Genomic DNA, 22,587 nt, shown 5'->3' on the forward strand with positions numbered 1-22,587 from the left:
CTCCCCCTTCTCGATGGTGCGAACTGTTGCTGGGCTGTCAGGTGGCGCGACGGCGCCGCTCGCGCAGACCGCCGGCGAACATCACGCCGGCATAGAGCGCGAGGGCGGCGGCACTCGCGTACACGCCGATCTGGCGCTGCTCGCCGGTGAGGATGGTGTTGACCCGACCGAGATGCGGGACGGCGTACCAGAGCCGCCCGCGCACCTGGATCGACCGCACCGGCTCGGGATCCGCCGCGGTGTTGGCATCGCCCTGGGTGAGGAACTCGGGCTCGCCGTCCACCCCGGTGCGCACGCCGATCACGCGGTGGGTCACGACCGCCGAACGTCCCGACTCGAGCTGGTAGGTGATCACGTCCCCGATCACGATCTCGTCGGTGTCGACGGGCTTGACCACCACGAGGGTCCCGGGCGGCAGTCCGGGCTGCATCGAGCCGGTGAGCACCGTGTAGGGCGTGGCTCCGCCGATGCGAGGGATCACCAGGGCGATCGCGAGCACTGCGAGGACGGCGAGGATGAACAGCCAGATCGTCACCTGGCCCAGCCAGCCGACGACGCCGCGCGCCGTGACCGCGTTCGCACTCGAGGGGTCCTCGGGTGTGCCCGCGTCGGTCGTCGCGGCGTCGTCGCCTGCCAGCTCGGGGCCGGTCGTCGTCGGACTCGTCATCGCCGTGCCTGATGCTCGCTCGGTGGCGAGGGTCAGGCCGTCGCCTGGGTGGCGGTGACGGTGATCGCGCTCAGGTTCACGTCCTTGAGCTGCGAGGTGTTGTCGACGGTGGTCTTGATCGGGAACGCGAGGGTGATGGTCGCGACGATCGTCTTGTCGGCGTCGGTGGACCGCACGACGCTCACCGGCTGCCCGGCGCGGGTGAAGGTGCCGGAGAGGTTGAAGCTGTCGGTGGCCATCGTGGTGCCGGCGCCGGTGGTCGGCGGGGTGACGCTGAGGTTGGCGCGCAGGTTCTTGCCCACCGCGGTGATCGCGACGTTGCAGGTCTTGGTGAGCACGTCGCCCGGGACGACCTTCTCGGTCGCGGGGTTGAAGGCGACGTTGGTGACGCCCTCGACGGCGTTGGAGACGGTCCAGCCGGCGGTGTTGCAGGCGGCGGCGTCCAGCTTGAGCTGACCGGCACCGATGGTGCCGCCGCTGATGGTCTGGGCGTCGTTCCAGTAGGCGAGCGAGCCGGCGCCGCCGAGGAGGAGGACGGCGGCCGCGGCGGCCGCGAGGCCGCCCTTTGCGTTCTTGTTCATGAGTGTGCCTTCGGACGGGCTGGGGGGAACCCAGGAGCTGGCCGGGGCACACCGTGCGTGTCCCCGGATCGGGCGGAGCACGCGGTGGAGCCGCATTCTCTAGTGACTCTGTCGGCATTGTTCAGCGGCGAGTTGACGAACGAACTTTGAGATATCGATCACACGACAGGAACATTTGCGCTGTCGACATCATCTGACAATAAAATTGCCAGGATTGGCAAACCGCTCGTCAAATGCTTACCAACCGCGTTCGGCGAGCCGGTGGGGCGCCGGGATCTCCTCGACGTTGAGGCCGACCATCGCCTCGCCCAACCCGCGCGAGACCTTGGCGATCATGTCGGGGTCGTCGTGGAAGGTGGTGGCCTTCACGATCGCCTCGGCCCGCTGGACCGGGTTGCCGGACTTGAAGATGCCCGAGCCCACGAACACACCCTCGGCACCGAGCTGCATCATCATCGCCGCATCCGCCGGCGTCGCGATGCCGCCTGCGGTGAACAGCACCACCGGCAGCTTGCCCGACTCCGCGACCTCGCGCACCAGGTCGTAGGGCGCCTGGAGCTCCTTGGCCGCCACGAACAGCTCATCGCCCTCGAGCGCGCCGAGTCGCCGGATCTCGCGGCGGATGGTCCGCATGTGGGTCACCGCGTTGGAGACATCACCGGTGCCGGCCTCACCCTTGGACCGGATCATCGCCGCGCCCTCGGTGATCCGGCGCAGCGCCTCGCCCAGGTTGGTCGCGCCGCAGACGAACGGCACCGTGAAAGCCCACTTGTCGATGTGGTTCTCGTAGTCGGCCGGGGTGAGCACCTCGGACTCGTCGATGTAGTCGACGCCCAGGGCCTGCAACACCTGCGCCTCGGCGAAGTGCCCGATCCGCGCCTTGGCCATCACCGGGATCGAGACCGCCTCGATGATCGAGTCGATCATGTCGGGATCGCTCATCCGCGACACCCCGCCCTGCGCCCGGATGTCGGCGGGGACGCGCTCCAGAGCCATGACGGCCACCGCTCCGGCGTCCTCGGCGATCTTCGCCTGGTCGGCGGTGACGACGTCCATGATCACGCCGCCCTTGAGCATCTCGGCCATCCCGCGCTTCACCCGCTGGGTGCCGGTGCCGGGGTGCGTGGGAGTGCTGGCGTCAGTCGGTTCGGTGCTCGTCGTGCCCGTCATGGTCGGAGCCTATTCCCGTGCCGGGCGAGCCGGCAGCCGAGGGCTCCGCGATCCCCTGCGCAGCCATCGCCTCGGCGGCGGCGGCGTCGATCGCGACGGCCTGGCGCCGCACCTTGAGGATCCGGAAGATCACCGTGTAGGTGTTGGCGGCGACCAGGGCCCACAGCGTGACGTACATCAGGATCGGCAGGTCGAAGATGGCGCTTAGGCCGGTCATCACCAGGATCGAGACCAGCCGGTCCGAACGCTCGGCGAGCCCGCCCTTGGCGTCCATGCCGAGGGACTCGGCCTTGGCGCGGAGGTAGGAGGTGATCGAGCCCATCACCAGGCAGTAGAGCGCCACGCACAGGTAGAGGTAGCTGTCGCCGGGGCCGGCGAAGTAGAGGACCAGGCCGCCGAAGATGGCGCCGTCGCCGAACCGGTCGAGCGAGGAGTCCCAGAACGAGCCGAACTTCGAGCTACGCCCGAGCGTGCGGGCCATCTTGCCGTCGATGAGGTCGCTGAAGACGAAGGCGGTGATGAACAGGACGCCGACGAGCAGGTGACCGAGCGGGAAGAACACCAGAGCCCCGACGCACACGCCGAGGGTGCCCACGAAGGTCACCGTGTCCGGGCTGATGCCGAGCCTGATGAAGAGCCGAACGAAGGGCATCAAGACGACGCCCTGCCAGAAGTCCCTGAATCTCTCCAACATCTCGCGTGCAGGGTAACTGCCGCGAGCCGGGCGCGCGCGCTGGGGCGCTCCGGCAGGGACGGTCAGCCGCTCGGCGAGAGCACGATGCTGTCGGCGGCGAGCAGGACCGCACCCACGACGCTGGCGCGCGCCCCGAGCTCCCCGGCCACGACGGGCGTGTCGGCGGCGAGGTCGAGGGCATAACGGCGCAGCCCGATGCGAGCCGGCTCCAGCAGCAGGTCGCCGGCCCGCGCCATGTCACCGCCGATGGAGACCAACGAGGGGTTCAGGAGGTTGACGATGCTCGCCAGACCGCGGCCCAGGTGCAGGCCGGCCTCCTCCAGGGCCCGCCGAGCGGCCACGTTGCCGTCGCGCGCGGCCGCGACCACCTCGTCGACGTCGGCGGCGACGGGCGCCTCGGGAAGCGCTCCGGCCACCTGGCGCTGGATGAACGGCGTCGAGGTGTAGGCCTCCAGGCAGCCGCTCTTTCCACAACGACAGGCGGGGCCGCGATCGTCGAGGGTCAGGTGACCGATCTCGCCCGCGGTGCCACGCGCACCGCGGAAGATCGCGCCGTCGACCACGATCCCGGCGCCCACGCCTGCCGAGGTCTTGATGAACACCGAGTTGTCGGTGCCGCGGGCCGCGCCGGCGCGGTGCTCGGCGAGTGCGCCGAGGTTGGCGTCGTTCTCGACGACCACCGGGACCCCGAAGAAGTCCTCGACCACCGCGCGCGCGTTGACCCCGGCCCAGCCGGGAAAGATCGCGTCGGACTCGACGACCTCCTCGGAGACCGGGGCAGGCAGGCCGAGCCCGATCGCCCGGATCGGCGGGGCGGCCGCCTCGAGGGCACCGAGTCCGGCGAGCATCGAGCGTGCCAGCTCGAGTGCCTCGCGGTGGTCCTCTCCCCCGCCGGTGTGCTGCCACTCCTCCTTCAGCACCGTGCCGGCCAGGCTCCCGACCGCGACGCTCACGTGGGTATGGCCGAAGTCGATGCCGACCACGCAGCCGGCCGCCGGAGAGAGCCGGACGGCCGCGCCGCGCCGACCGCTGCCCGGGACCACGTCGACCAGGCCGTGCTCGCTGAGCTCGCGCACGATCGTGGAGACCGTGGCGGGCGCCAAGCCGGTCTCCCGGGCCAGCGCCGCCTGGGTCCAGAGGTCCGGGCTCTCCCGCAGAAGGGTGACCACCCGCAGCTGGTTGGCCGAGCGCAGCGACGCCGGCGACCCCGGGGCGCGGGAGGGCGGCGGTGTAGGCCGGCGGGACATGGCGGGCACTCTGCACCGATTCGAGGCTCACCGTCAACGCCTTGCGGCCATCTCTCGAACGATCTGGCCCGCAGATACCAACTTGGGGCTCAATTCTCGTTCGACTCTTGACGACAAGCGCGTGACGCCCAACACTCGTCACGCGCCGGGCACCGGAGTCCGGAACCATCCACGTGAGGAGCACGACGTGAGCACATCGATCCACCGATCGGTCCGCCGGACGGCTGCCCTGGGCGCCGCTCTCGTGATCGGCATCGCCGGCCTGAGCGCGTGCGGGGCGAACGACGACGACAACGGCGACAACGGCGACGGCGGAGGCAGTGGCGACGGCGCCAGCGACAACGGAGGAGGGGCGACCAGCGGGACGATCGCGCTGCTGCTCCCCGAGTCGAAGACCACGCGCTACGAGGCCTTCGACAAGCCGATGTTCGAGGCGAAGGTCGCCGACCTGTGCCCCGACTGCAAGGTGGACTACTACAACGCCGACCAGGACGAGGCCAAGCAGGCCCAGCAGATGACCACCGCCCTCAACGACGGCGCCCAGGTCGTCGTCCTCGACCCGGTCAACGGCGAGGGCGCCACCGGGATGGTCGAGGAGGCCCAGGGGCAGGACGTCCCGGTGATCGCCTACGACCGGCTGATCACCAACGCCGACTACTACATGTCCTTCGACAACGAGACCGTCGGCAAGATGCAGGCCGAGGCGCTGGTCGACGCCGTCGGAGAGGCCGGCGACATCCTGATGCTCAACGGCTCGCCGTCGGACCCGAACGCGGCCCAGTTCAAGACCGGCGCACACTCGGTGCTCGACGACTCCGACCTCACGATCGTCGAGGAGTACGACAACCCCGACTGGAGCCCGGAGAACGCCCAGCAGTGGACCTCCGACCAGCTGAGCAAGTACGACCCCTCCCAGATCGCCGGGGTCTACGCCGCCAACGACGGCCAGGCCGGCGGCGTGGTGGCAGCACTGACCGGCGCCGGGGTCGCCCTGGACGCACTCCCCCCGATCACCGGACAGGACGCCGAGCTGGCCGCCATCCAGCGGATCCTCGCCGGTGAGCAGGCCATGACCATCTACAAGCCGATCCGGATCGAGGCCGAGACCGCTGCCGAGGTGGCCGTGGAGCTCCTGGGCGGCGGCGAGGTGAGCGGCACCTCCGAGACCGGCATCGAGCAGACCGAGTACGAGGGCGTCCCCTCCTACATCTTCACCCCGATCGTCGTCACCAAGGACAACGTCGCCGACACCGTGATCAAGGACGGCTTCTACACCGCAGCCGACGTGTGCACCGGCGACTACGCCGACGACTGCCAGGCCGCCGGCATCTCCTGATGGACCTCAGCAAGTCGGCGGAGCCCTCGGCGCCGGACTCGTCGCGGGCCCCAGCACCGGCCAGGGAGGGGGCAGTCCTCTCCCTGGCCGGCATCACCAAGCGTTTCGGTGGCGTCCAGGCCCTCAGCGACGTCTCCCTCGACGTCGCTCCCGGTGAGGTCGTCGCACTGGTCGGAGACAACGGCGCCGGCAAGTCGACCCTGGTCAAGGTGATCGCCGGCGTCTACCAGCCCGACGCCGGCAGCATCCGGCTCGAGGGCCAGGAGACCAGCATCGGCGGGCCGTCGGCCGCGCAGTCCCTGGGCATCGCCACGGTGTTCCAGGACCTCGCGCTGTGCGACAACCTCGACGTCGTCGCCAACCTGTTCCTCGGCCAGGAGCGGTCCCGCCTCGGCGTGGTCGACGAGGTCGGGATGGAGCAGGAGGCCTGGCGCCTGCTGCGCTCGCTGTCGGCGAAGATCCCGTCGGTGCGGATCCCGATCGCCGCACTCTCGGGAGGGCAGCGCCAGACCGTGGCGATCGCACGCAGCCTGGTCGGCGCACCCAAGATCGTGATGCTCGACGAGCCGACCGCCGCCCTGGGCGTCGCCCAGACCGCGGAGGTGCTCAACCTGATCGAGCGGCTGCGCGAGCAGGGCCTCGGGGTGATCCTGGTCAGCCACAACATGGCCGACGTCCAGGCCGTGGCCGACCGGATCGTCGTCCTCCGGCTGGGGCGCAACGCCGCAGAGTTCGACGTCGAGAGCGCCACCACCGAGCAGCTGGTCGCCGCGATCACCGGTGCCAGTGACAATGTCGTCGCCGCGCGGGCGACGCGCACGCGCAGGAGCACCGATGACTGACCAGACGCAGAGGCCCTCGGCGGATCTCACCGGCGACGTGACCGCCTCCGAGGTCGCCGCCGACATCGCCGACGAGCGCCTGATCCGGAGCCAGGGGCCACTCGGCCTGGCGCGCGCCGGGTTGAACCGGCTGCGCGGCGGCGACCTCGGCCTGCTTCCGGTGATCGTCGGCCTGATCGTGATCTGCACCGTCTTCTACCTCAAGGAACCAGCCTTCCTCTCCTCGCGGAGCCTGGTGACGCTGACCCAGTTCGCCGCACCGACCGGTGTGATCGCCCTGGGCATCGTGCTCGTGCTGCTGCTCGGCGAGATCGACCTCTCGGTCGGCTCCGTCGCCGGGTTCACCTCCGCGGTGATGGCGGTGATGGTGGTCAACCACGGGCAGCCGACCGTGGTCGCGATCCTCGCCGCGCTCGGCACCGGGCTGCTCATCGGCCTGGGCTACGCCTTCTTGCACCAGGTGATCGGCGTGCCGAGCTTCGTGTTCTCCCTCGCCGGCTTCCTCGCCTTCCAGGGTGCCCTGCTCTACACCCTGGGCTCCAAGGGGACGATCACCCTTCCCCAGGGCAACTGGCTGCGTGAGTTCGCCCGCGATCGCTTCCTCACCGACGTTCAGGCCTACGTGCTGGTCGCGCTCGGCGTGGTCGTCTACCTGGGCACGCAGCTGTGGACCATCCGGCGCCGGAAGGCGGCCGGCCTGACGCCGCCGAGCCTGGCGGTCGTCATCGTCAAGGCCGTGGTGATGGCCGGCGGGCTCGGCTACTTCTGCTACTACCTCAGCATCGGCAACGCCCGCGGGGTCGGATATCTCTTCGCCCTGTTCGTCGTGCTGGTGGTGGTGATGGACCTCCTGCTGCGCCGCACCACGTGGGGAAGACACGTGATGGCGGTCGGCGGCAACGAGGAGGCCGCGCGCCGAGCCGGCATCAGGGTCGGCTGGATCTATGTGAGTGTCTTCGGGCTCTGCTCCACCTTCGCGGCCCTCGGTGGGCTGCTCCTGGCCGGGCAGCTGACCACGGTGTCGCAGAGCAGCGGCACTACCGACACCAACCTGACCGCGATCGCGGCCGCCGTCATCGGTGGCACCAGCCTGTTCGGCGGACGCGGAACCGCCTACGCCGCACTGCTGGGCATGCTGGTGCTGCAGGCGATCACCGCCGGTCTCAACCTGATCAACGTCGAGTCCGAGGTGAGGTTCATGGTCACCGGAGGCGTGCTGCTGCTCGCCGTCGCGATCGACTCGGTCTCGCGTCGCGCACGCTCCTCCAGCGGAAGAGGGTGATGGCGCGCCCGGCCTCGGGGTCGGGCGCGCTCACTCCACCCAGGCCTGCGCCAGCAGCGCCCTGGTGTCGGTGAGGAGCTCCGGGAGGGTCTTGGTGCGACCGATGATCGGCATGAAGTTCTGGTCACCCGGCCACCGCGGGACGACGTGCTGGTGCAGGTGGGCGGCGATCCCGGCTCCCGCGATGTGGCCCTGGTTCATCCCGATGTTGAAGCCCGCGGCGCCGGAGGCTCCGCGGATCGTGCGCATCGCGGCACGGGTGAGGTCGGCGATCTCGGCTGCCTCCTCGTCGGTGGTCTCGGTGTAGTCGCCGATGTGCCGATAGGGGCAGACCATCAGGTGCCCGGGCGAGTAGGGGTAGAGGTTCAACACGGCATAGGCCAGCTCGCCGCGATGCACGACCAGGCCCTCGTCGTCGGCGAGCGCCGGCACCCGGCAGAACGGACAGGTGCCGGCGGTCGCATCGGACGGCTTGTTCTCGCCGCGGATGTAGGCCATCCGGTGCGGCGTCCACAGCCGGTCGAGCTCGTCGGGGCGCCCGACGCCGTCCTGGTGGACCGTGTCGTGGGCATCCCCGGAGCTCATGGCCGAAGGGTAGCCGTCAGACCTGCTCGCGAGTCGCGACGGCGGCGGCGACCCGCTCGATCGCCTCCGCGACCGGGACGCCGTTGTCCTGGCGACCGTCGCGGTAGCGGAAGGAGACGGCTCCGGCCTCGATGTCGTCCTTGCCGGCGATCATCATGAACGGCACCTTCTGCAGCTGGGCGTTGCGGATCTTCTTCTGCATCCGGTCGTCGGAGTCGTCGACCTCCACCCGCAGCCCCTGGGCGCGCATCCGGCGGGCGACGTCGTGCAGGTAGTCGGCGGCGAAGTCGGCCACCGGGATCGCCTGCACCTGCACCGGGGCGAGCCAGGGAGGGAACGCGCCGGCGTAGTGCTCGACCAGGACGCCCAGGAAGCGCTCGATCGAGCCGAACTTCGCCGAGTGGATCATCACCGGCTGCTTCCGGGTGCCGTCGGAGGCCTGGTAGGTGAGGTCGAAGCCCTGCGGCTGGTTGAAGTCGTACTGGATGGTCGACATCTGCCAGGTGCGGCCGATGGCGTCCTTGGCCTGCACCGAGACCTTCGGCCCGTAGAACGCGGCGCCACCGGGGTCGGGCACGAGCTCGAGCCCGGACTCCTCGCACGCCTCGCGCAGCACGGCGGTGGCGGTCTCCCACTGCTCCTCGGAGCCGACGAACTTGTCGGGCTTGGAGTCGTCGCGCGTGGAGAGCTCGAGGTAGAAGTCGTCGAGGCCGAAGTCGCGCAGCAGGCCGAGCACGAAGTCGAGCAGGTGCTTGATCTCCGCGGACGCCTGCTCCTCGGTGACATAGGAGTGTGAGTCGTCCTGGGCGAAGCCGCGGACCCGGGTGAGGCCGTGGATCACGCCGGACTTCTCGTAGCGGTAGACGTGCCCGAACTCGAACAGCCGCAGCGGGAGCTCGCGGTAGGACCTGCCGCGGGAGCGGTAGATCAGGTTGTGCATCGGGCAGTTCATGGCCTTGAGGTAGTAGTCCGCGCCCTCGAACTCCATCGGCGGGAACATCGTGTCCTTGTAGTAGGGCAGGTGCCCCGACATCTGGAAGGTCCCCTCCTTCGAGATGTGCGGGGTGCCGACGTAGTCGAAGCCCTCCTCGATGTGCCGCTGGCGGACGTAGTCCTCCATGACCCGCTTGATGACCCCGCCCTTGGGGTGGAACACCGGAAGACCGGAGCCGATCTCGTCGGGGAAGCTGAACAGGTCGAGGTCGCGCCCGAGCTTGCGGTGGTCGCGCTTCTCGGCCTCCGCGATCCGCTCCAGGTGCGCATCGAGCGCCTCCTTGGACTCCCACGCGGTGCCGTAGATGCGCTGGAGCTGCTTGTTCTTCTCATCGCCGCGCCAGTACGCCGCCGCCGAGCGCATGAGCTTGAACGCCGGGATGCGCTTGGTGGTGGGCAGGTGCGGGCCCCGGCACAGGTCGCTCCACGCGACATCGCCATTGCGGCGGATGTTGTCGTAGATCGTCAGCTCCCCGGCGCCCACCTCGACGCTGGCGCCCTCGGCGGCCTCCTCGCCGCCGCTGCCGCCACCCTTGAGCCCGATCAGCTCGACCTTGTAGGGCTCGTCCTTCAGCTCGGCCAGCGCGTCGTCGTCGGTGGTGACCCGGCGGGAGAAGCGCTGTCCCTCCTTGATGATCTTGCGCATCCGGGTCTCGATCTTGTCGAGGTCCTCGGGCACGAACGGGGTGTCGACGTCGAAGTCGTAGTAGAAGCCGTTCTCGATCGGCGGGCCGATGCCGAGCTTGGCGTCGGGGAAGAGGTCCTGCACGGCCTGGGCCATCACGTGGGCGGTGGAGTGCCGCAGGATGTCGTGCCCGTCGGCGCTGTCGATCAGCACACCCTCGACGACGTCACCGTCGGCCAGCTCGTAGGAGAGGTCGCGCAGGGCGTGCTCGCCGCCGGCGGCCGACCCGACTCGCGCGGCGATCACCTCGGGGTCGTCGGCGAACAGCTCCCAGGCCTTGGTGCCCGTCGTCGTCGCCCGCTCCTCACGCTCACCGGCGTGGATACGGACGACCTGGATGTCGGACACGGTGGGTCCCTTCGTGGGCTCGGAAGGCCGCGGATTGCGGTCGGCCGATGGTATCGACCGGCGCCGGCCGGACGCCCCCCGATATCCCGTGCGACGGCGCGAGATCAGTCGTAGAGGAAGTAGTACACCGCTCGCCAGGTCCCCTGCTTGCGCACCAGGTACAGCTCCGCTCCCGCCTGCCGCTCGCCGTCGGGGTAGACCATCCACAGGGCGCAGGCACGCTTGTTCGGCGGAAGGCGGTCGCCGACGATGTCGCGGCGGTCGCACTTGCGCGCGGCGAAGTGGTCGACGCCGACGTCCGGCTCGAGGTAGCGCAGCGCGTCCTGCCAGGTCCTGGTGCGGGTGTGGGCACGCAGCCAGGCACGATCGCGCGCGTTGACCGCCGCGACCCAGCGCTTGGCAAGCCGCTGGGCGTCGCGGAACCCAGCCGGCTCCGCGGCCGCCGGGGCGCGCTGCCCGAGCGCGTCCGATGCCGACGCCGCGGACGCCGTCTGCGCGCCGGGTGCGAGGAACGCCAGTCCCACGATGGCCGTGATGACGGCTGCGAAAGCGAGGTGTGCACGTATCCCGAGAAGTCTGCTCATAGCGGCCATTGCACCACCGTCACGGAGCCTGGTACATGCCCCCGGGAGGTGACCCTCGGTCCGATCGTCCGCGCTCTGCGGACGACGACCGCGCTCCGCGGATAGTGACGTGCATCACCTGCTCCTAGTGTCCTGCGTCACCGAGCACCGCCGTCGCGCCAGCCAGTCGGCACGAGAGTTGGAGGGATCCGCCCATGATCGACCTGACCGGACGCACCGCCGTCGTCACTGGAGGCGCCACGCTCCTCGCCCACGGGGTGGTGGGTGCGCTCGCCGACGCCGGCGCGTCGGTGGTGGTCGCCGACGTCGACGAGGAAGGTGGCCGCGCCGCCGCCGAGGCCGGCGGGGAGCGGGTCTCCTTCGTGCGCACCGACGTGACCGACGACGAGCAGGTCGCCCACCTGGTCGCCGACACCGTCGAGCGCCACGGCGGGCTCGACATCGTCGTCAACCTGGCCGCGACCTATCTCGACGAGGGCTTCGCGAGCTCGCGAGCCGACTGGCTCACGGCCCTGAACGTCAACGTCGTGAGCATGGTCGAGGTGGTGCGCCAGGCCCACCCACACCTGAAGCGCAGCGGGCACGGCGCGGTGGTGAACTTCACCTCGATCTCCAGCAAGGTCGGCCAGACCGGCCGTTGGCTCTACCCGGCGAGCAAGGCCGCCATCGCGCAGCTCACCCGGTCGATGGCGATGGACCTCGCCCCCGACGGCATCCGGGTCAACTCGGTGAGCCCGGGCTGGACGTGGTCGAAGATCATGGACGACCTCTCGGGCGGCGATCGCGCCAAGACCGACCGGGTCGCCGCGCCGTTCCACCTCACCGGCCGCGTCGGCGACGGCGACGAGGTCGGCCGGGTCGTCGCCTTCCTCGCCTCCGACGCCGCCTCTGTCGTCACCGGTGCCGACTGGGCCGCCGACGGCGGCTACTCGGCGATGGGCCCCGAGCAGAACGTGCCGGCCATTCCGAAGCTGACCGAGTGATGAGGGGCACGCAGATGAAGATCGCCATCGTGGGAGCCGGCTTCGCCGGACTGTCGTCGGCCAAGGTGCTGCGCCAGCTCGGGCACGACGTCACCGTCTACGAGAAGGCCCCGGACGTCGGCGGCGTGTGGAGCGCCACCCGCCGCTATCCGGGCCTGAAGACCCAGAACAACAAGGGCACCTACGCCCTGTCCGACCTGCCGATGCCGGCGGCCTACCCGGAGGCGCCGAGCGGCGCCCAGGTACAGGCCTACCTCCAGCGGTACGCCGAGATGTTCGGCCTGATGCCGTTCGTCCGGCTCGACACCGAGGTCACCCTGGCCGAGCCCACCGAGGGCGGCGGCTGGGACGTCACCACCCCGGAAGGCACCGAGCACTACGACCACCTCGTGCTCGCCAGCGGCATCTTCTCCTCGCCGTTCGTCCCCGAGTTCGAGGGCCGCGAGACCTTCGAGCGCCTGGGCGGCGAGATCATGCCCTCCGGCGACCTGCACAGCCTCGACCAGGTACGCGGCAAGCACGCGCTGATCGTGGGCTACGGCAAGTCGGCGTGCGACGTCACCGTCGAGGTCGCCAAGGCCGCGGAGTCGACCCACGTCGTGGCGCGCGAGCTGCTGTGGAAGATGCCGCGTCGCGTCGGCAACGCGGTCAACTACAAGTACCTGATGCTGACGCGCATGGGCGAGGGCCTGTTCCGCTACCGCACCGTCCTGGGCGCCGAGCGCGTGCTGCACGCCCGGGGCTCGGCGCTGGCGAGCAGGATGCTCGGCACGGTGGAGACCGTGTCGTCGCGACAGCTCAACCTCGACCGCCTCGGCCTGCGACCGGCCGGACAGTTCTCCGACATCGCCCGCTCGACGGTCTCACTGGCCAGCGAGGGCTTCTTCGAGGGCGTGCGCGACGGCGCCATCACCGTGCACCGCGACACCACGATCACCCGGTTCGTCGAGCGCGACGGGCTGCCCTGTGCCGAGCTCGCCGACGGCTCGGTCGTGCGCGCCGACATCGTCCTGGCCGCCACCGGTTGGACCCAGGACATCCCGTTCCTCCCCGCGGCAGTGATGGACCGGCTCCTGGACGAGAACGGCGACTTCCTGCTGTACCGGCAGATCCATCCGATCCAGGTGGCCGATCTCAGCTTCGCCGGCTACAACTCCTCGTTCTTCTCGCCGCTGTCGGCGGAGATGTCGGCGGTGTGGATCGGCTCCTTCCTCGGTGGCCACCACACGCCCCCGTCGACCGAGCAGATGCTGCACGAGACCCGGGAGCGTCTCACCTGGATGCGCGAGCGCACCGAGGGCAAGCACGCGCGTGGAACCAACATCATCCCGTTCTCGATGCACAACGTCGACGAGGTCCTCTCCGACGTCGGACTCGACGTGTCCAGCCTGGTGAAGGCCAAGCAATGGCTGTTGCCGGTCAACCCGAGCGACTACCGTCAGATCACCCCACGCCTCGCGGCCCGGATCGCCGACCGGGAGCAGGCGCCCGCCGGACGGTTGAGAGAGGCCGCTCGATGACCCAGCCGTCCTACGACGCAGTGGTGATCGGCGCGGGCATCAACGGCATGGTGGCCGCCGCCGAGCTCGCCGGGGCGGGGTGGCGGGTGGCACTGGTCGACGAGCACGACCGGCTCGGCGGGTTCATCGCCTCCGAGGAGCTCACCCTCCCCGGATTCACCCACGACACCTTCTCCTCCTGGCATCCGCTCTTCGTCACCGGCGGCGCCTACGCGACGCTCGGCGAGGACCTGCACCGGCACGGACTCGAGTACGCCAACGTCGAGAGCCCCGACGGCGCGGTCACCGCGTCGGTGTCGGACCAGGGCACCGTGATCGCGTGGCGTGACCCCGCCGTGACGGCCGAGGCCTTCGAGCACGCGACCGACCGCGACGCCTACGCGGCCATGCTCACCGAGCTGGAGCAACGCGCGCCCCACGTCTTCGGAGCACTCGGATCAGAGCTGCGCGCCCGCGACATCGCCGCCCTCGGCTTCGGCGCGGTCCGCGGACTCGGCGCGGCAGGCGGTACCGAGCTGCTCCGTACCGCGGTACAGAGTGGCCGCGCCCTGACCCGGGAGCGGTACGCCGGGTGGGAGGTCGACCAGCTGTGGGCCCCGTGGCTCCTGCACGCCGGGCTCTCCCCCGACCACGCCTCCGGCGGCCTGATGCTGCCGGTGATGGCCTTCGCCATGCACGCAGCCGGCCTGCCCGTCGTCCGGGGTGGAGCCGGGAACTTCGTCGCCGCGTTCGAGGCGCTGCTCGCCGAGCGGGGCGTCGACGTCTACCTCGGCGAGCCCGCCGAGGCGATCGAGGTCGCCGGCGGTCGTGCCCACGCCGTCCGCGTCGGCGACCGTGAGCTGGTCGCCGAGCGCGCGATCCTCGCCTCCACCGCCACCGCACGGCTCTACGGCGACCTGCTGCCCACGCCCGGCTCGAACGGCGCCCGAGCGGCCGCGCGCCATCGGCCTGGTCGCGCCGCGATGCAGGTGCACCTGGCCCTGGACGCGCCGGTGCGCTGGACCGACTCGCGCCTGGACGACGTCCCGCTGGTCCACGTCGCCGACGGCTCCGGCTCCACCGGCATCGCGTGCGCCCAGGCCGAGGCCGGGCTGCTCCCGGCCGAGCCCACCATCGTGGTCGGGCAGCAGTACGTGCTCGACCCGAGCCGGGCGCCGGACGGCAAGGCGATCCTGTGGCTCCAGCTCCAGGAGCTGCCGTTCGACCCGGTCGGCGACGCCGCCGGCGAGATCGACGTCAGCGCGGGCTGGACCGAGGAGGTCACCGCCGCCTACCTGGACCGGGTGCTCGCCCGGATCGAACGCTACGCACCCGGGCTGCGCGCGAGCGTGCTGGCCAGCCAGGTGCTCAACCCGGCCGACCTGACCCGCGCGAACCCGAACGCCGTGAACGGGGACCCCTACGGCGGGGCTGCCGAGCTCGACCAGAGCCTGTTGTGGCGACCGGGCTCCGATACCGGCCACCGCACCGACGTCGACGGCCTGTGGCACATCGGCGCCTTCACCCATCCTGGCCCCGGGCTCGGCGGCGGCTCCGGCCATCTCGTGGCGCAGACGCTGCTGCGCCCCTCCGCGCCCCGAAGAATCCGGGAACGCCTCGGGAACGCCTTCAACCGACACGATCGAGAGGACCCCCAGTGACCAGCACCGAGACCGCCATCGAGACCCTCCTCACCGCACTCGGCTCCGGTGACGTCGAGATCATCGACCTCACCTCGCCGCTCGCGCCCGAGACGCCGATCCTCCAGCTGCCGCCGCCGTTCGCGAACACCATCGCGATGTCGCTGGAGAAGGTGAGCGACTTCGACGACGACGGCCCGTTCTGGGGCTGGAACAACATCCACACCGGCGAGCACACCGGCACTCACCTCGACGCTCCGGTGCACTGGGCCAGCGGCCGCGACGGCAAGTCGGTCGACCGGATCGAGCCCGCGCGGCTGGTCGGACCGGCGGTGGTGATGGACTTCACCGCCGAGGTGGAGGCGAACCCCGACTTCCTGCTCGAGCCCGAGCACTTCGAGGCCTGGCAGGCCGAGCACGGCGCGTTCCCCGAGGGCGCTTGGCTGCTCTTCCGCACCGGCTGGAGCCGCTACAACATGGACGCCGCCGCCTTCGCCAACGCCGACGACTCCGGCCCGCACACGCCGGGGGTCTCGGTGGCCGGCGCGGAGTGGCTCGCGGCGTCGGGGATCAGCGGGTTCGGTGTGGAGACGGTCGGGATCGACGCCGGGCAGGCCGGCGCCATGGAGCCCCCGTTCCCGGTGCACTACCACCTGCTGGGCGCCGACAAGTACGGCATCACCAGCCTGCAGAACCTCGACCGGCTCCCGAGCACCGGCGCGATGATCGTGGTCTCGCCGCTGCCGATCGTCGGCGGCACCGGCTCGCCGTCGCGCGTCTTCGCGCTCGTGGCCAAGTGAGGTGACGCCGGCCGGGTCGCCCGCCCACCCTGCGTCCAGGTCCTGCGGCGGGCGACGCCGGCCCGCACTACATCTTGGATGCGTTCGTTGGCAGATTGTGATGCGCGTCATAGGATGGGGCTCCGCCTCGCCGGAGGAGCGCATGTGCCCGGAGTGCTCGAACGTCATCGCCTGATCGCCACCACCGACCTCGATGCCGCGCGCGCCGAGGTCGCCGACCGCTTCTGCTCCCATCGGCTCGGCCTCACCGAGCGCCACGGCCGGCTCGACATGGTGCACAACGCCGCGGCCCTCTCCGAGGGCCTCAGCCTCAACTACCTGCGCTACGGCGCCGAGGTGCGGATCACCCCCGGCACGCTCGACCGCTTCTACCTGCTCCAGATCCCGCTGAGCGGCTCGGCGCGGGTGAGGGTGGGCGACCGCGTCGTGGCCTCCAACCGGCACATCGCCACCCTCCCCTCGCCCGACGAACCGGTCGACATGATCTGGTCCGACGACTGCGAGATGCTGCTTGTCTACCTGCGTCGCGAGGTCGTCGAGGCCCACCACGACGGCCGGCCGGTGCACTTCGACCCGCACGTCGATCTCGACCAGCCGGCGCTGCGCAGCTGGAGCCGGCTCCTCCAGTACACCGCCGACGAGCTCGAGCGCGACAGTGGCCTGCTCGGGAGCGCGGTCACCTCGGCGACCCGGCCGCACCTCGAGCAAGCGCTGATCACCGGGCTGCTCGAGGCGCAGCCCAATAGCACCCGCGTCGCGCCCGCCGACGAACGTCCGGTGGTCTCGATGGCCGTCCGACGCGCCGTCGACCTCGTGCACGACGACCCCGCGCGCGAGTGGCGCGTGGCCGACCTGGCGGCCGAGTGCGGCGTCAGCGTGCGCAGCCTGCAGGAGGGATTCCGCCGCGAGCGCGGGGTCACGCCGCTGGGCGAGATCCGCGACGCCCGCCTGGCGCGCGCCCGGGCCGACCTGCTCGCCGGGACCCCCGACTCGACCTCGGTCACCGAGGTGGCCGCCCGCTGGGGCTTCTTCCACCTCGGCCGGTTCGCGCAGGTCTACCGCGAGCGCCACGGCGAGACCCCCTCCCAGACCCTCAGCGCCTGAGCCGCCTCCGAGACCGAGGCAATCCCCTCCTCCCCACCTCCCCGAGGACGGTCGCGAGGTTTCGTCGGCGCCGGCCGGGCTCGTTCCTCGCCCACCCGGCTTGCTCAACCTCCGAGGACTCGGGCCGGCCGGAGGTTGAGCAAGCGAGCGCCAGCGAGCGTTGACGAAACCCCGGCAACCCTCGCTGCCAGCGTTCCCGAGGACGGTCGCGAGGTTTCGTCGGCGCCGGCCGGGCTCGTTCCTCGCCCACCCGGCTTGCTCAACCTCCATCGCCGGCGGCCCGCTCTCCCTTCCGGTGGATGGACCCGATTTCGGGTCACCTCGCGGCGTCTGCGAATATAGGTAAGGCATACCTAATCTGGTGGCCCGAGGGCCGCTCAACGACGGATGGAGAGATCTGCATGACCACCCCACCCCGGCTCGGACCCCGCAAGCCCCGACGACTCGGCATCGCGCTCGCGCTCACGGTCGGCGCCGGGCTGGCCCTCACCGCCTGCGGCAGCGAGGACGACGGCGACGACAAGGCCGAGGACAAGGCCTCGGCGATCGAGCGTGCCGGGGAGGTCGACAGCGAGGTGAACGGCGACACGGTCACGATCACCGACAACCAGGACCGCAAGGTCGAGGTGCCGGTCAAGCCCGAGACCGTGGTGGTGATGGACTGGAGCGCGATCCGCACGCTCAACGACTTCGGCGTGCCGGTCGACGCCGTCCCGCAGGCGGCGGGCTCGCTGCCCGAGGACCTCTCGGCCTACGCCGGCGACGACGTGCCCAAGGTCGGCGACGTCTTCGAGCCCGACTACGAGGCCATCGAGGCGATGGACCCCGACCTGGTGATCGTGGCCGGGCGCTCCGGCTCCCCCGAGGTCGTCGCGGAGTTCGAGCGGTTCGCCCCCGCCGTCATCGACATGAGCGTGACCCCCGACGACCCGGCCGACACCTTCTCCACCGCCGAGGAGCGGGTGCTCCAGCTCGCCGACATCTTCGACGTCCGCGAGGAGGCCGAGTCCACGATGGACGGCCTGGCCACTCAGATGCAGGACCTCCAGGACGAGATCACCGGCGCCGACGAGACCGCGATGTTCGTCCAGGTCTCCGACGGCACCATCGGCGCCTACGGCCCCGGCTCGCGCTTCGGCACGATCTTCACCGACTTCGGATACCAGTCCACCAGCGCGCCGCTGGACGAGGAGGGCTCGCACGGCGAGGAGATCTCCCAGGAGTTCTTCGTCGAGTACAACCCCGACGTGCTCTTCGTGCTCGACCGCGCCAAGGCGATCGGTGAGGACCAGACGCCGGCGCTCGACGTCCTCGACAACGAGCTGATCGACTCGGTGACCGCCGCCAAGGACGACCGGATCTCCGAGGTCGACGGCTTCGCGTGGTACCTCGCGGGCAACGCCCCGTCCTCGATCCAGCAGATGATCGACGACGTGAAGGCCTCTCGTTGACCTTGGCCAGACCCGCCGTCGCCGACCGCCCCACCGCCGGCCCCGTCACGGGGGCCGACCGGCGGGGCGGTCGCGTGCACGGCCGGCACCTGCTGGTCGGGCTCCTGCTGCTGGCGATCGGCAGCTACCTGTCGCTGTCCATCGGCGCGGTCAAGATCCCGCTCGGCGACATGTTCCACCCCAGCGAGCAGCAGTGGCGGATCATCACGCTGTCACGAATGCCGCGCACGATCGCGATCCTGCTCGCCGGCGCCGCGCTCGCCGTGGCCGGGTTGATCATGCAGCGGATCACCCAGAACTCCTACGTCTCGCCGTCCACCTCAGGCACCGTCGAGGCGGCCATCTTCGGCGTCCTGCTCGCGACGCTTCTCGTGCCCGGCGCGGGCCTGACCGACAAGATGCTCATCGCGCTGGCCACCGCGCTGATCGGCACCTTCGGGTTCCTGCAGATCCTTCAGCGGGTCCGGGTCCGCGACCCGATCGTGGTGGCCCTCATCGGAATCATGTACGGCGGCGTCATCGGCGCGCTCACCACCTACCTCGCCTATCGCAACGACCTCCTGCAGCTGCTGGAGATCTGGACGACGGCGTCGTTCTCCTCCATCCAGGCCGGGCAGTACGAGCCGCTCTACCTCGTCGTGTTCGTGGGCGCGGTCGGCTACCTGTTCGCCGATCGCTTCACCGTGGTCGGCATGGGCCGCGAGTTCGCCACGAACCTCGGGGTCAACTACCGCTTCGTGCTCTACGTCGGCCTCATCGTCGTGTCGGTGATGGCCGCGACCGTGGTCGTGGTCGTCGGCTCCATCCCGTTCCTCGGGCTGATCGTCCCGAACATCGTCCGGATCTGGCTCGGCGACAACGTCCGGGTGGTCCTGCCGGTCACCGCCCTGGCCGGTGCCGGTTTCGTGCTCGCCTGCGACATCGTGGGGCGGCTCATCCGCTACCCGTACGAGATCCCGGTCGGCGTCGTCGGCGGCGTCGTGGGGGCGGGCGTGTTCATCTGGCTGATCGTCCGGGCGCAGAGCAAGGGGCGGGCATGACGACCCTGCACTCGCTGCTGGAGCTCGGCAGCACTCCCACCGAACGTCGCCGCGACCGCGCCGTCAGGCTCTCGTTGCTGACGCTGGCGGCCCTCGCCCTCGCCAGCTGCGCGGCCTACCTGCTCTACGACGTCCAGGGCTCGTGGTCCTACGCGCTGAGCCTGCGCAGCCGGCAGCTCGGGGCGCTGGTGGTGGTCGGCGTGGCCATCGGCGTCTCGAGCGTGGTCTTCCAGACGATCGCCGGGAGCCGGATCCTCACCCCCAGCGTGATGGGCTTCGACTCGCTCTACGTGCTCATCCAGACCGTGTTCGTCGCCTCGCTCGGCGGCGCCGCACTGACCCTCGGCGTCGTCGAGCGGTTCGTCGTGAACGCGGTGCTGCTCGCGACCTTCGGCGTGCTGCTGTTCCGCTGGCTGTTCCGCCGCAACAGCCGCAACCTCTACGTCCTGGTGATGATCGGCATCGTGCTGGGGGCGTTCTTCCAGTCCCTCGCGGTGCTGATGTCGCGGGTGCTCACCCCGGACGACTACCTCACCCTGCAGCAGCTCACCTTCGCCAGCTTCACCACCGTGAACCCGACGCTGCTCGGTGTCGCGGCGCTCGTCACCGTCGCGGGGTTGGCGGCGCTGGTGCCGATGCTGCGTCAGGTCGACGTGGTCGACCTCGGCAAGGACAACGCGATCGCGCTCGGTGTCGACTACCACCGCGTCGTCACGCGCGTGCTTCTCGTCTCGGTCCTGCTCGTGGCCGTGTCGGCCGCCCTGGTCGGCCCGATGCTCTTCCTCGGCCTGATCGTGGCGAACCTGGCACGCCAGGTGGTGCGCACGAACCGGCACCGCGCGCTGGCGATCGGCGCCGGGCTGCTCGGTGCGGTGATCTGCGTGCTCGGCCAGTTCATCGTGGCGCACGTCTTCGGGCTCACGACCACCTTCTCCGTCGTCGTCAACCTGGTCGGCGGCGTCTACTTCATCATCCTGCTGTTGAGGACGACCCGCCTGTGATCACCGTCAGCTCCGTCTCCCACTCCTACGACGACACCTCGCTGGTGCTCGACGACGTCGATCTGACGCTCCCCCGGGGTGCGTTGACCGCGCTGATCGGGCCCAACGGCGCAGGCAAGTCCACGCTGCTCTCGGCGATGGCGCGGCTGCTCAGCCCCGACCAGGGCGCGGTGCGCGTCGACGACCTCGACGTGCTGCGCGCCAAGCCCGATGTGGTCGCCAGGAAGCTCGCCGTGCTGCGCCAGGACAACCACCTCACCGCTCGGCTGACGGTGGTCGACCTGGTGCGATTCGGCCGCTTCCCCTACTCCAAGGGCCACCTCGACGCCGAGGACCACGAGATCGTGGAGCGCTCGCTGGACTACCTCCAGCTCGGCGAGTTCCGCGACCGGCACCTCGACGAGCTCTCCGGCGGCCAGCGCCAGCGCGCTTTCATCGCGATGGTGCTCGCCCAGGACACCGACTACGTGCTGCTCGACGAGCCGCTGAACAACCTCGACCTACGCCACGCCGCAGCGATGATGCAACTGCTGCGACAGGCAGCCACCGAGCTGCGCAAGACCGTCGTGGTCGTGCTCCACGACATCAACTTCGCCGCCGCCTACGCCGACCACATCGTGGCGATGAAGGGCGGCGCGGTGATGGCCACCGGCTCCCCCGCCGAGCTCATGCGCACCGAGGTGCTGCGGCCGATCTTCGATCTCGACATCGAGGTGCACGAGATCGGCGGCCGCCGGGTCTGTCTCTACTGGCACCCCGAGCCGGCCACACTCGAGGCGCCGGCTCGCGACGACATCCACGCCGAGTCGTCGTCTGGATAGGACGACTCGGCGTGACGGCGGCCCCGATCAGGGGCGGACGAGGCGCTCGTCGGGGATGACGGCGACACCGAGGATCTCGATCATGGCCTCGGGCTGCCACAGGCCGGTGGTGCCGATGCCGGCCATCGCGGGGTAGACGGCGCCGGCCAGCTCGCGCCAGGCCTCGCCGATCTCCTTGCCGTGGGCCAGGTAGTCGGGGATGTCGGTGAGGTAGATGGTGATGGAGACCAGGTCCTCGGGGACGCCGCCGGCGGTGCGCAGGGTCTCCAGCACGTTGCCGAACGCCTGGCGGAACTGGGCGACGATGTTGCCCTCCACGATGTTCATGTCGGCGTCGAGGGCGGTCTGACCGCCGAGGTAGAGCGTGTTCCCGCTCAGCGTGCCGTGCGAGTAGCCGCGCGGCTTGGCCAGTGCGGCGGGGTTGACGGCGGTGGGCGTGAGGTCGGTCATCGGTGCTCCCGGGTTCTTGGGGGGTCATCGGACGGTGTCGTCGCACCCTAGCAATCTATTGACGTTTTAGAAACGTTCGTGCACGATCGGTAATACGCACTTGAGGTGCCGACCCCGAGGAGTCCGTGTTGCGAGTAGCCCGTCCCGACCCCGGCAAGGTGATCTGCTGTGGTCTCAACTACGCCGATCACATCGAGGAGATGGGGCGTCCGCTGCCGACCTACCCCACGCTCTTCGCGAAGTACCCCGACACCCTGATCGGACCGGCCGACCCCATCGTCGTGCCGGCCGGGCTCGACCTGGACTGGGAGGCCGAGCTGACCGTCGTCATCGGCGAGGAGGTGCGCCGCGCCGACCGGGACGCCGCCGCGGCCGCCATCGCGGGCTACACCGTCGCCAACGACATCTCCATGCGGGCCTGGCAGAACCGCACCCTCCAGTGGTTCCAGGGCAAGGCGTGGGACGCCACCACCCCGGTGCTCGACACCTACCTCACCCCCGACGAGGTCGACCCGAAGGCCGGCGTCGAGGTGATCTGCCGGGTCAACGGCACCGAGATGCAGCGCGGCAACACCAACACGCTCGTCTTCGACGCCGCCGACCTGGTCGCCTACGTCTCCACCTTCACCGTGCTGCGCCCCGGCGACCTCATCCTCACCGGCACCCCCGGCGGCGTCGGGCAAGGCCGCACGCCACCGGTCCACCTCGCCGACGGCGACGTCGTCGAGACCGAGATCCCCGGCATCGGAACACTCACCAACACCATCGTCATCGAGGAGTAACC

General features: G+C 70.3%; 21 protein-coding genes and 1 pseudogene. 13 read left to right on the forward strand and 9 right to left on the reverse strand.

From position 1 onward, the window contains the following. Positions 1–37: 37 nt before the first annotated feature. From WMR31_RS17150 to WMR31_RS17170, 5 genes and pseudogenes are all read right to left on the reverse strand, one after another. Complete coding sequence (locus tag WMR31_RS17150; RefSeq protein ID WP_340540091.1) at positions 38–667, reverse strand: signal peptidase I; 630 nt, start codon at positions 665–667, stop codon at positions 38–40. A gap of 32 nt (positions 668–699) precedes the next feature. Beyond that, on the reverse strand, positions 700–1,248 hold the full coding sequence (locus WMR31_RS17155; protein WP_340540093.1) for an alternate-type signal peptide domain-containing protein: 549 nt from the start codon (positions 1,246–1,248) through the stop codon (positions 700–702). Between the two features lie 237 nt (positions 1,249–1,485). Then, the gene (gene pdxS, locus WMR31_RS17160) at positions 1,486–2,418 is read right to left on the reverse strand and encodes a pyridoxal 5'-phosphate synthase lyase subunit PdxS (protein WP_340540094.1); all 933 of its coding nucleotides are present in this window, start codon (positions 2,416–2,418) and stop codon (positions 1,486–1,488) included. 103 nt (positions 2,419–2,521) lie between these two features. Next, positions 2,522–3,112 (reverse strand): annotated as a pseudogene (gene pgsA, locus WMR31_RS17165) (phosphatidylinositol phosphate synthase); the annotation flags it as partial. Positions 3,113–3,174: 62 nt separating this feature from the next. Then, positions 3,175–4,359 (reverse strand): ROK family transcriptional regulator, encoded by a 1,185-nt coding sequence (locus WMR31_RS17170; protein WP_340540096.1) that lies wholly within the window; start codon positions 4,357–4,359, stop codon positions 3,175–3,177. Positions 4,360–4,546: 187 nt separating this feature from the next. On the opposite strand from WMR31_RS17170, the gene WMR31_RS17175 reads away from it, so the two are divergent. Genes WMR31_RS17175 through WMR31_RS17185 form a run of 3 tightly spaced genes read left to right on the forward strand, consistent with a single transcriptional unit; the run spans position 4,547 to position 7,819 of the window. Then, complete coding sequence (locus tag WMR31_RS17175; protein WP_340540097.1) at positions 4,547–5,695, forward strand: sugar ABC transporter substrate-binding protein; 1,149 nt, start codon at positions 4,547–4,549, stop codon at positions 5,693–5,695. After that, positions 5,695–6,537 (forward strand): ATP-binding cassette domain-containing protein, encoded by an 843-nt coding sequence (locus WMR31_RS17180; protein WP_340540098.1) that lies wholly within the window; start codon positions 5,695–5,697, stop codon positions 6,535–6,537. Before WMR31_RS17175 ends, WMR31_RS17180 begins: the two co-directional genes overlap by 1 nt. Beyond that, the gene (locus WMR31_RS17185) at positions 6,530–7,819 is read left to right on the forward strand and encodes a sugar ABC transporter permease (protein WP_340540099.1); all 1,290 of its coding nucleotides are present in this window, start codon (positions 6,530–6,532) and stop codon (positions 7,817–7,819) included. The genes WMR31_RS17180 and WMR31_RS17185 overlap by 8 nt, the downstream gene beginning before the upstream one ends. A 30-nt stretch (positions 7,820–7,849) precedes the next feature. Here the strand turns inward: WMR31_RS17185 and WMR31_RS17190 are convergent, their stop codons facing one another. From WMR31_RS17190 to WMR31_RS17200, 3 genes are all read right to left on the reverse strand, one after another. Next, positions 7,850–8,404 carry an HIT family protein gene (locus WMR31_RS17190; RefSeq protein WP_340540100.1) on the reverse strand — a complete coding sequence of 185 codons (555 nt, stop codon included), beginning with the start codon at positions 8,402–8,404 and terminating at the stop codon, positions 7,850–7,852. Positions 8,405–8,420: 16 nt separating this feature from the next. After that, positions 8,421–10,430 carry a threonine--tRNA ligase gene (gene thrS / locus WMR31_RS17195; protein WP_340540101.1) on the reverse strand — a complete coding sequence of 670 codons (2,010 nt, stop codon included), beginning with the start codon at positions 10,428–10,430 and terminating at the stop codon, positions 8,421–8,423. 104 nt (positions 10,431–10,534) lie between these two features. Continuing rightward, positions 10,535–11,014 (reverse strand): hypothetical protein, encoded by a 480-nt coding sequence (locus tag WMR31_RS17200; protein WP_340540102.1) that lies wholly within the window; start codon positions 11,012–11,014, stop codon positions 10,535–10,537. 194 nt (positions 11,015–11,208) lie between these two features. Here WMR31_RS17200 and WMR31_RS17205 point away from each other — a divergent pair, with 194 nt between their 5' ends. The 9 genes from WMR31_RS17205 (at position 11,209) to WMR31_RS17245 (ending at position 21,353) form a co-directional block, all read left to right on the forward strand. Further along, on the forward strand, positions 11,209–11,997 hold the full coding sequence (locus WMR31_RS17205) for an SDR family oxidoreductase (RefSeq protein WP_340540103.1): 789 nt from the start codon (positions 11,209–11,211) through the stop codon (positions 11,995–11,997). A gap of 14 nt (positions 11,998–12,011) precedes the next feature. Then, positions 12,012–13,517 (forward strand): flavin-containing monooxygenase, encoded by a 1,506-nt coding sequence (locus tag WMR31_RS17210; protein WP_340540104.1) that lies wholly within the window; start codon positions 12,012–12,014, stop codon positions 13,515–13,517. Beyond that, entirely contained in the window at positions 13,514–15,157 is a 1,644-nt protein-coding gene (locus tag WMR31_RS17215) for a phytoene desaturase family protein (RefSeq protein WP_340540105.1), read from the forward strand. Before WMR31_RS17210 ends, WMR31_RS17215 begins: the two co-directional genes overlap by 4 nt. Continuing rightward, on the forward strand, positions 15,154–15,936 hold the full coding sequence (locus tag WMR31_RS17220; RefSeq protein ID WP_340540106.1) for a cyclase family protein: 783 nt from the start codon (positions 15,154–15,156) through the stop codon (positions 15,934–15,936). Before WMR31_RS17215 ends, WMR31_RS17220 begins: the two co-directional genes overlap by 4 nt. Before the next feature lie 144 nt (positions 15,937–16,080). Next, complete coding sequence (locus WMR31_RS17225; protein WP_340540107.1) at positions 16,081–17,040, forward strand: AraC family transcriptional regulator; 960 nt, start codon at positions 16,081–16,083, stop codon at positions 17,038–17,040. A 401-nt stretch (positions 17,041–17,441) separates the two neighbouring features. Beyond that, positions 17,442–18,491 (forward strand): siderophore ABC transporter substrate-binding protein, encoded by a 1,050-nt coding sequence (locus WMR31_RS17230; RefSeq protein WP_340540108.1) that lies wholly within the window; start codon positions 17,442–17,444, stop codon positions 18,489–18,491. A gap of 2 nt (positions 18,492–18,493) precedes the next feature. Next, positions 18,494–19,531: an ABC transporter permease gene (locus WMR31_RS17235; RefSeq protein WP_340540109.1), complete on the forward strand. Its 1,038-nt coding sequence runs from the start codon at positions 18,494–18,496 to the stop codon at positions 19,529–19,531. Next, complete coding sequence (locus tag WMR31_RS17240) at positions 19,528–20,532, forward strand: iron chelate uptake ABC transporter family permease subunit (RefSeq protein ID WP_340540110.1); 1,005 nt, start codon at positions 19,528–19,530, stop codon at positions 20,530–20,532. Before WMR31_RS17235 ends, WMR31_RS17240 begins: the two co-directional genes overlap by 4 nt. Beyond that, positions 20,529–21,353, forward strand: a complete 825-nt coding sequence (locus WMR31_RS17245) for an iron ABC transporter ATP-binding protein (RefSeq protein ID WP_340540111.1) — start codon at positions 20,529–20,531, stop codon at positions 21,351–21,353. The genes WMR31_RS17240 and WMR31_RS17245 overlap by 4 nt, the downstream gene beginning before the upstream one ends. 27 nt (positions 21,354–21,380) lie before the next feature. Here the strand turns inward: WMR31_RS17245 and WMR31_RS17250 are convergent, their stop codons facing one another. Beyond that, complete coding sequence (locus WMR31_RS17250; protein ID WP_340540112.1) at positions 21,381–21,803, reverse strand: RidA family protein; 423 nt, start codon at positions 21,801–21,803, stop codon at positions 21,381–21,383. Between the two features lie 128 nt (positions 21,804–21,931). On the opposite strand from WMR31_RS17250, the gene WMR31_RS17255 reads away from it, so the two are divergent. Continuing rightward, positions 21,932–22,585 (forward strand): fumarylacetoacetate hydrolase family protein, encoded by a 654-nt coding sequence (locus WMR31_RS17255; RefSeq protein WP_340540113.1) that lies wholly within the window; start codon positions 21,932–21,934, stop codon positions 22,583–22,585. The last annotated feature ends 2 nt before the right edge of the window (positions 22,586–22,587 follow it).

Source organism: Nocardioides epinepheli (assembly GCF_037936805.1).
Classification (GTDB): Bacteria; Actinomycetota; Actinomycetes; order Propionibacteriales; family Nocardioidaceae; genus Nocardioides.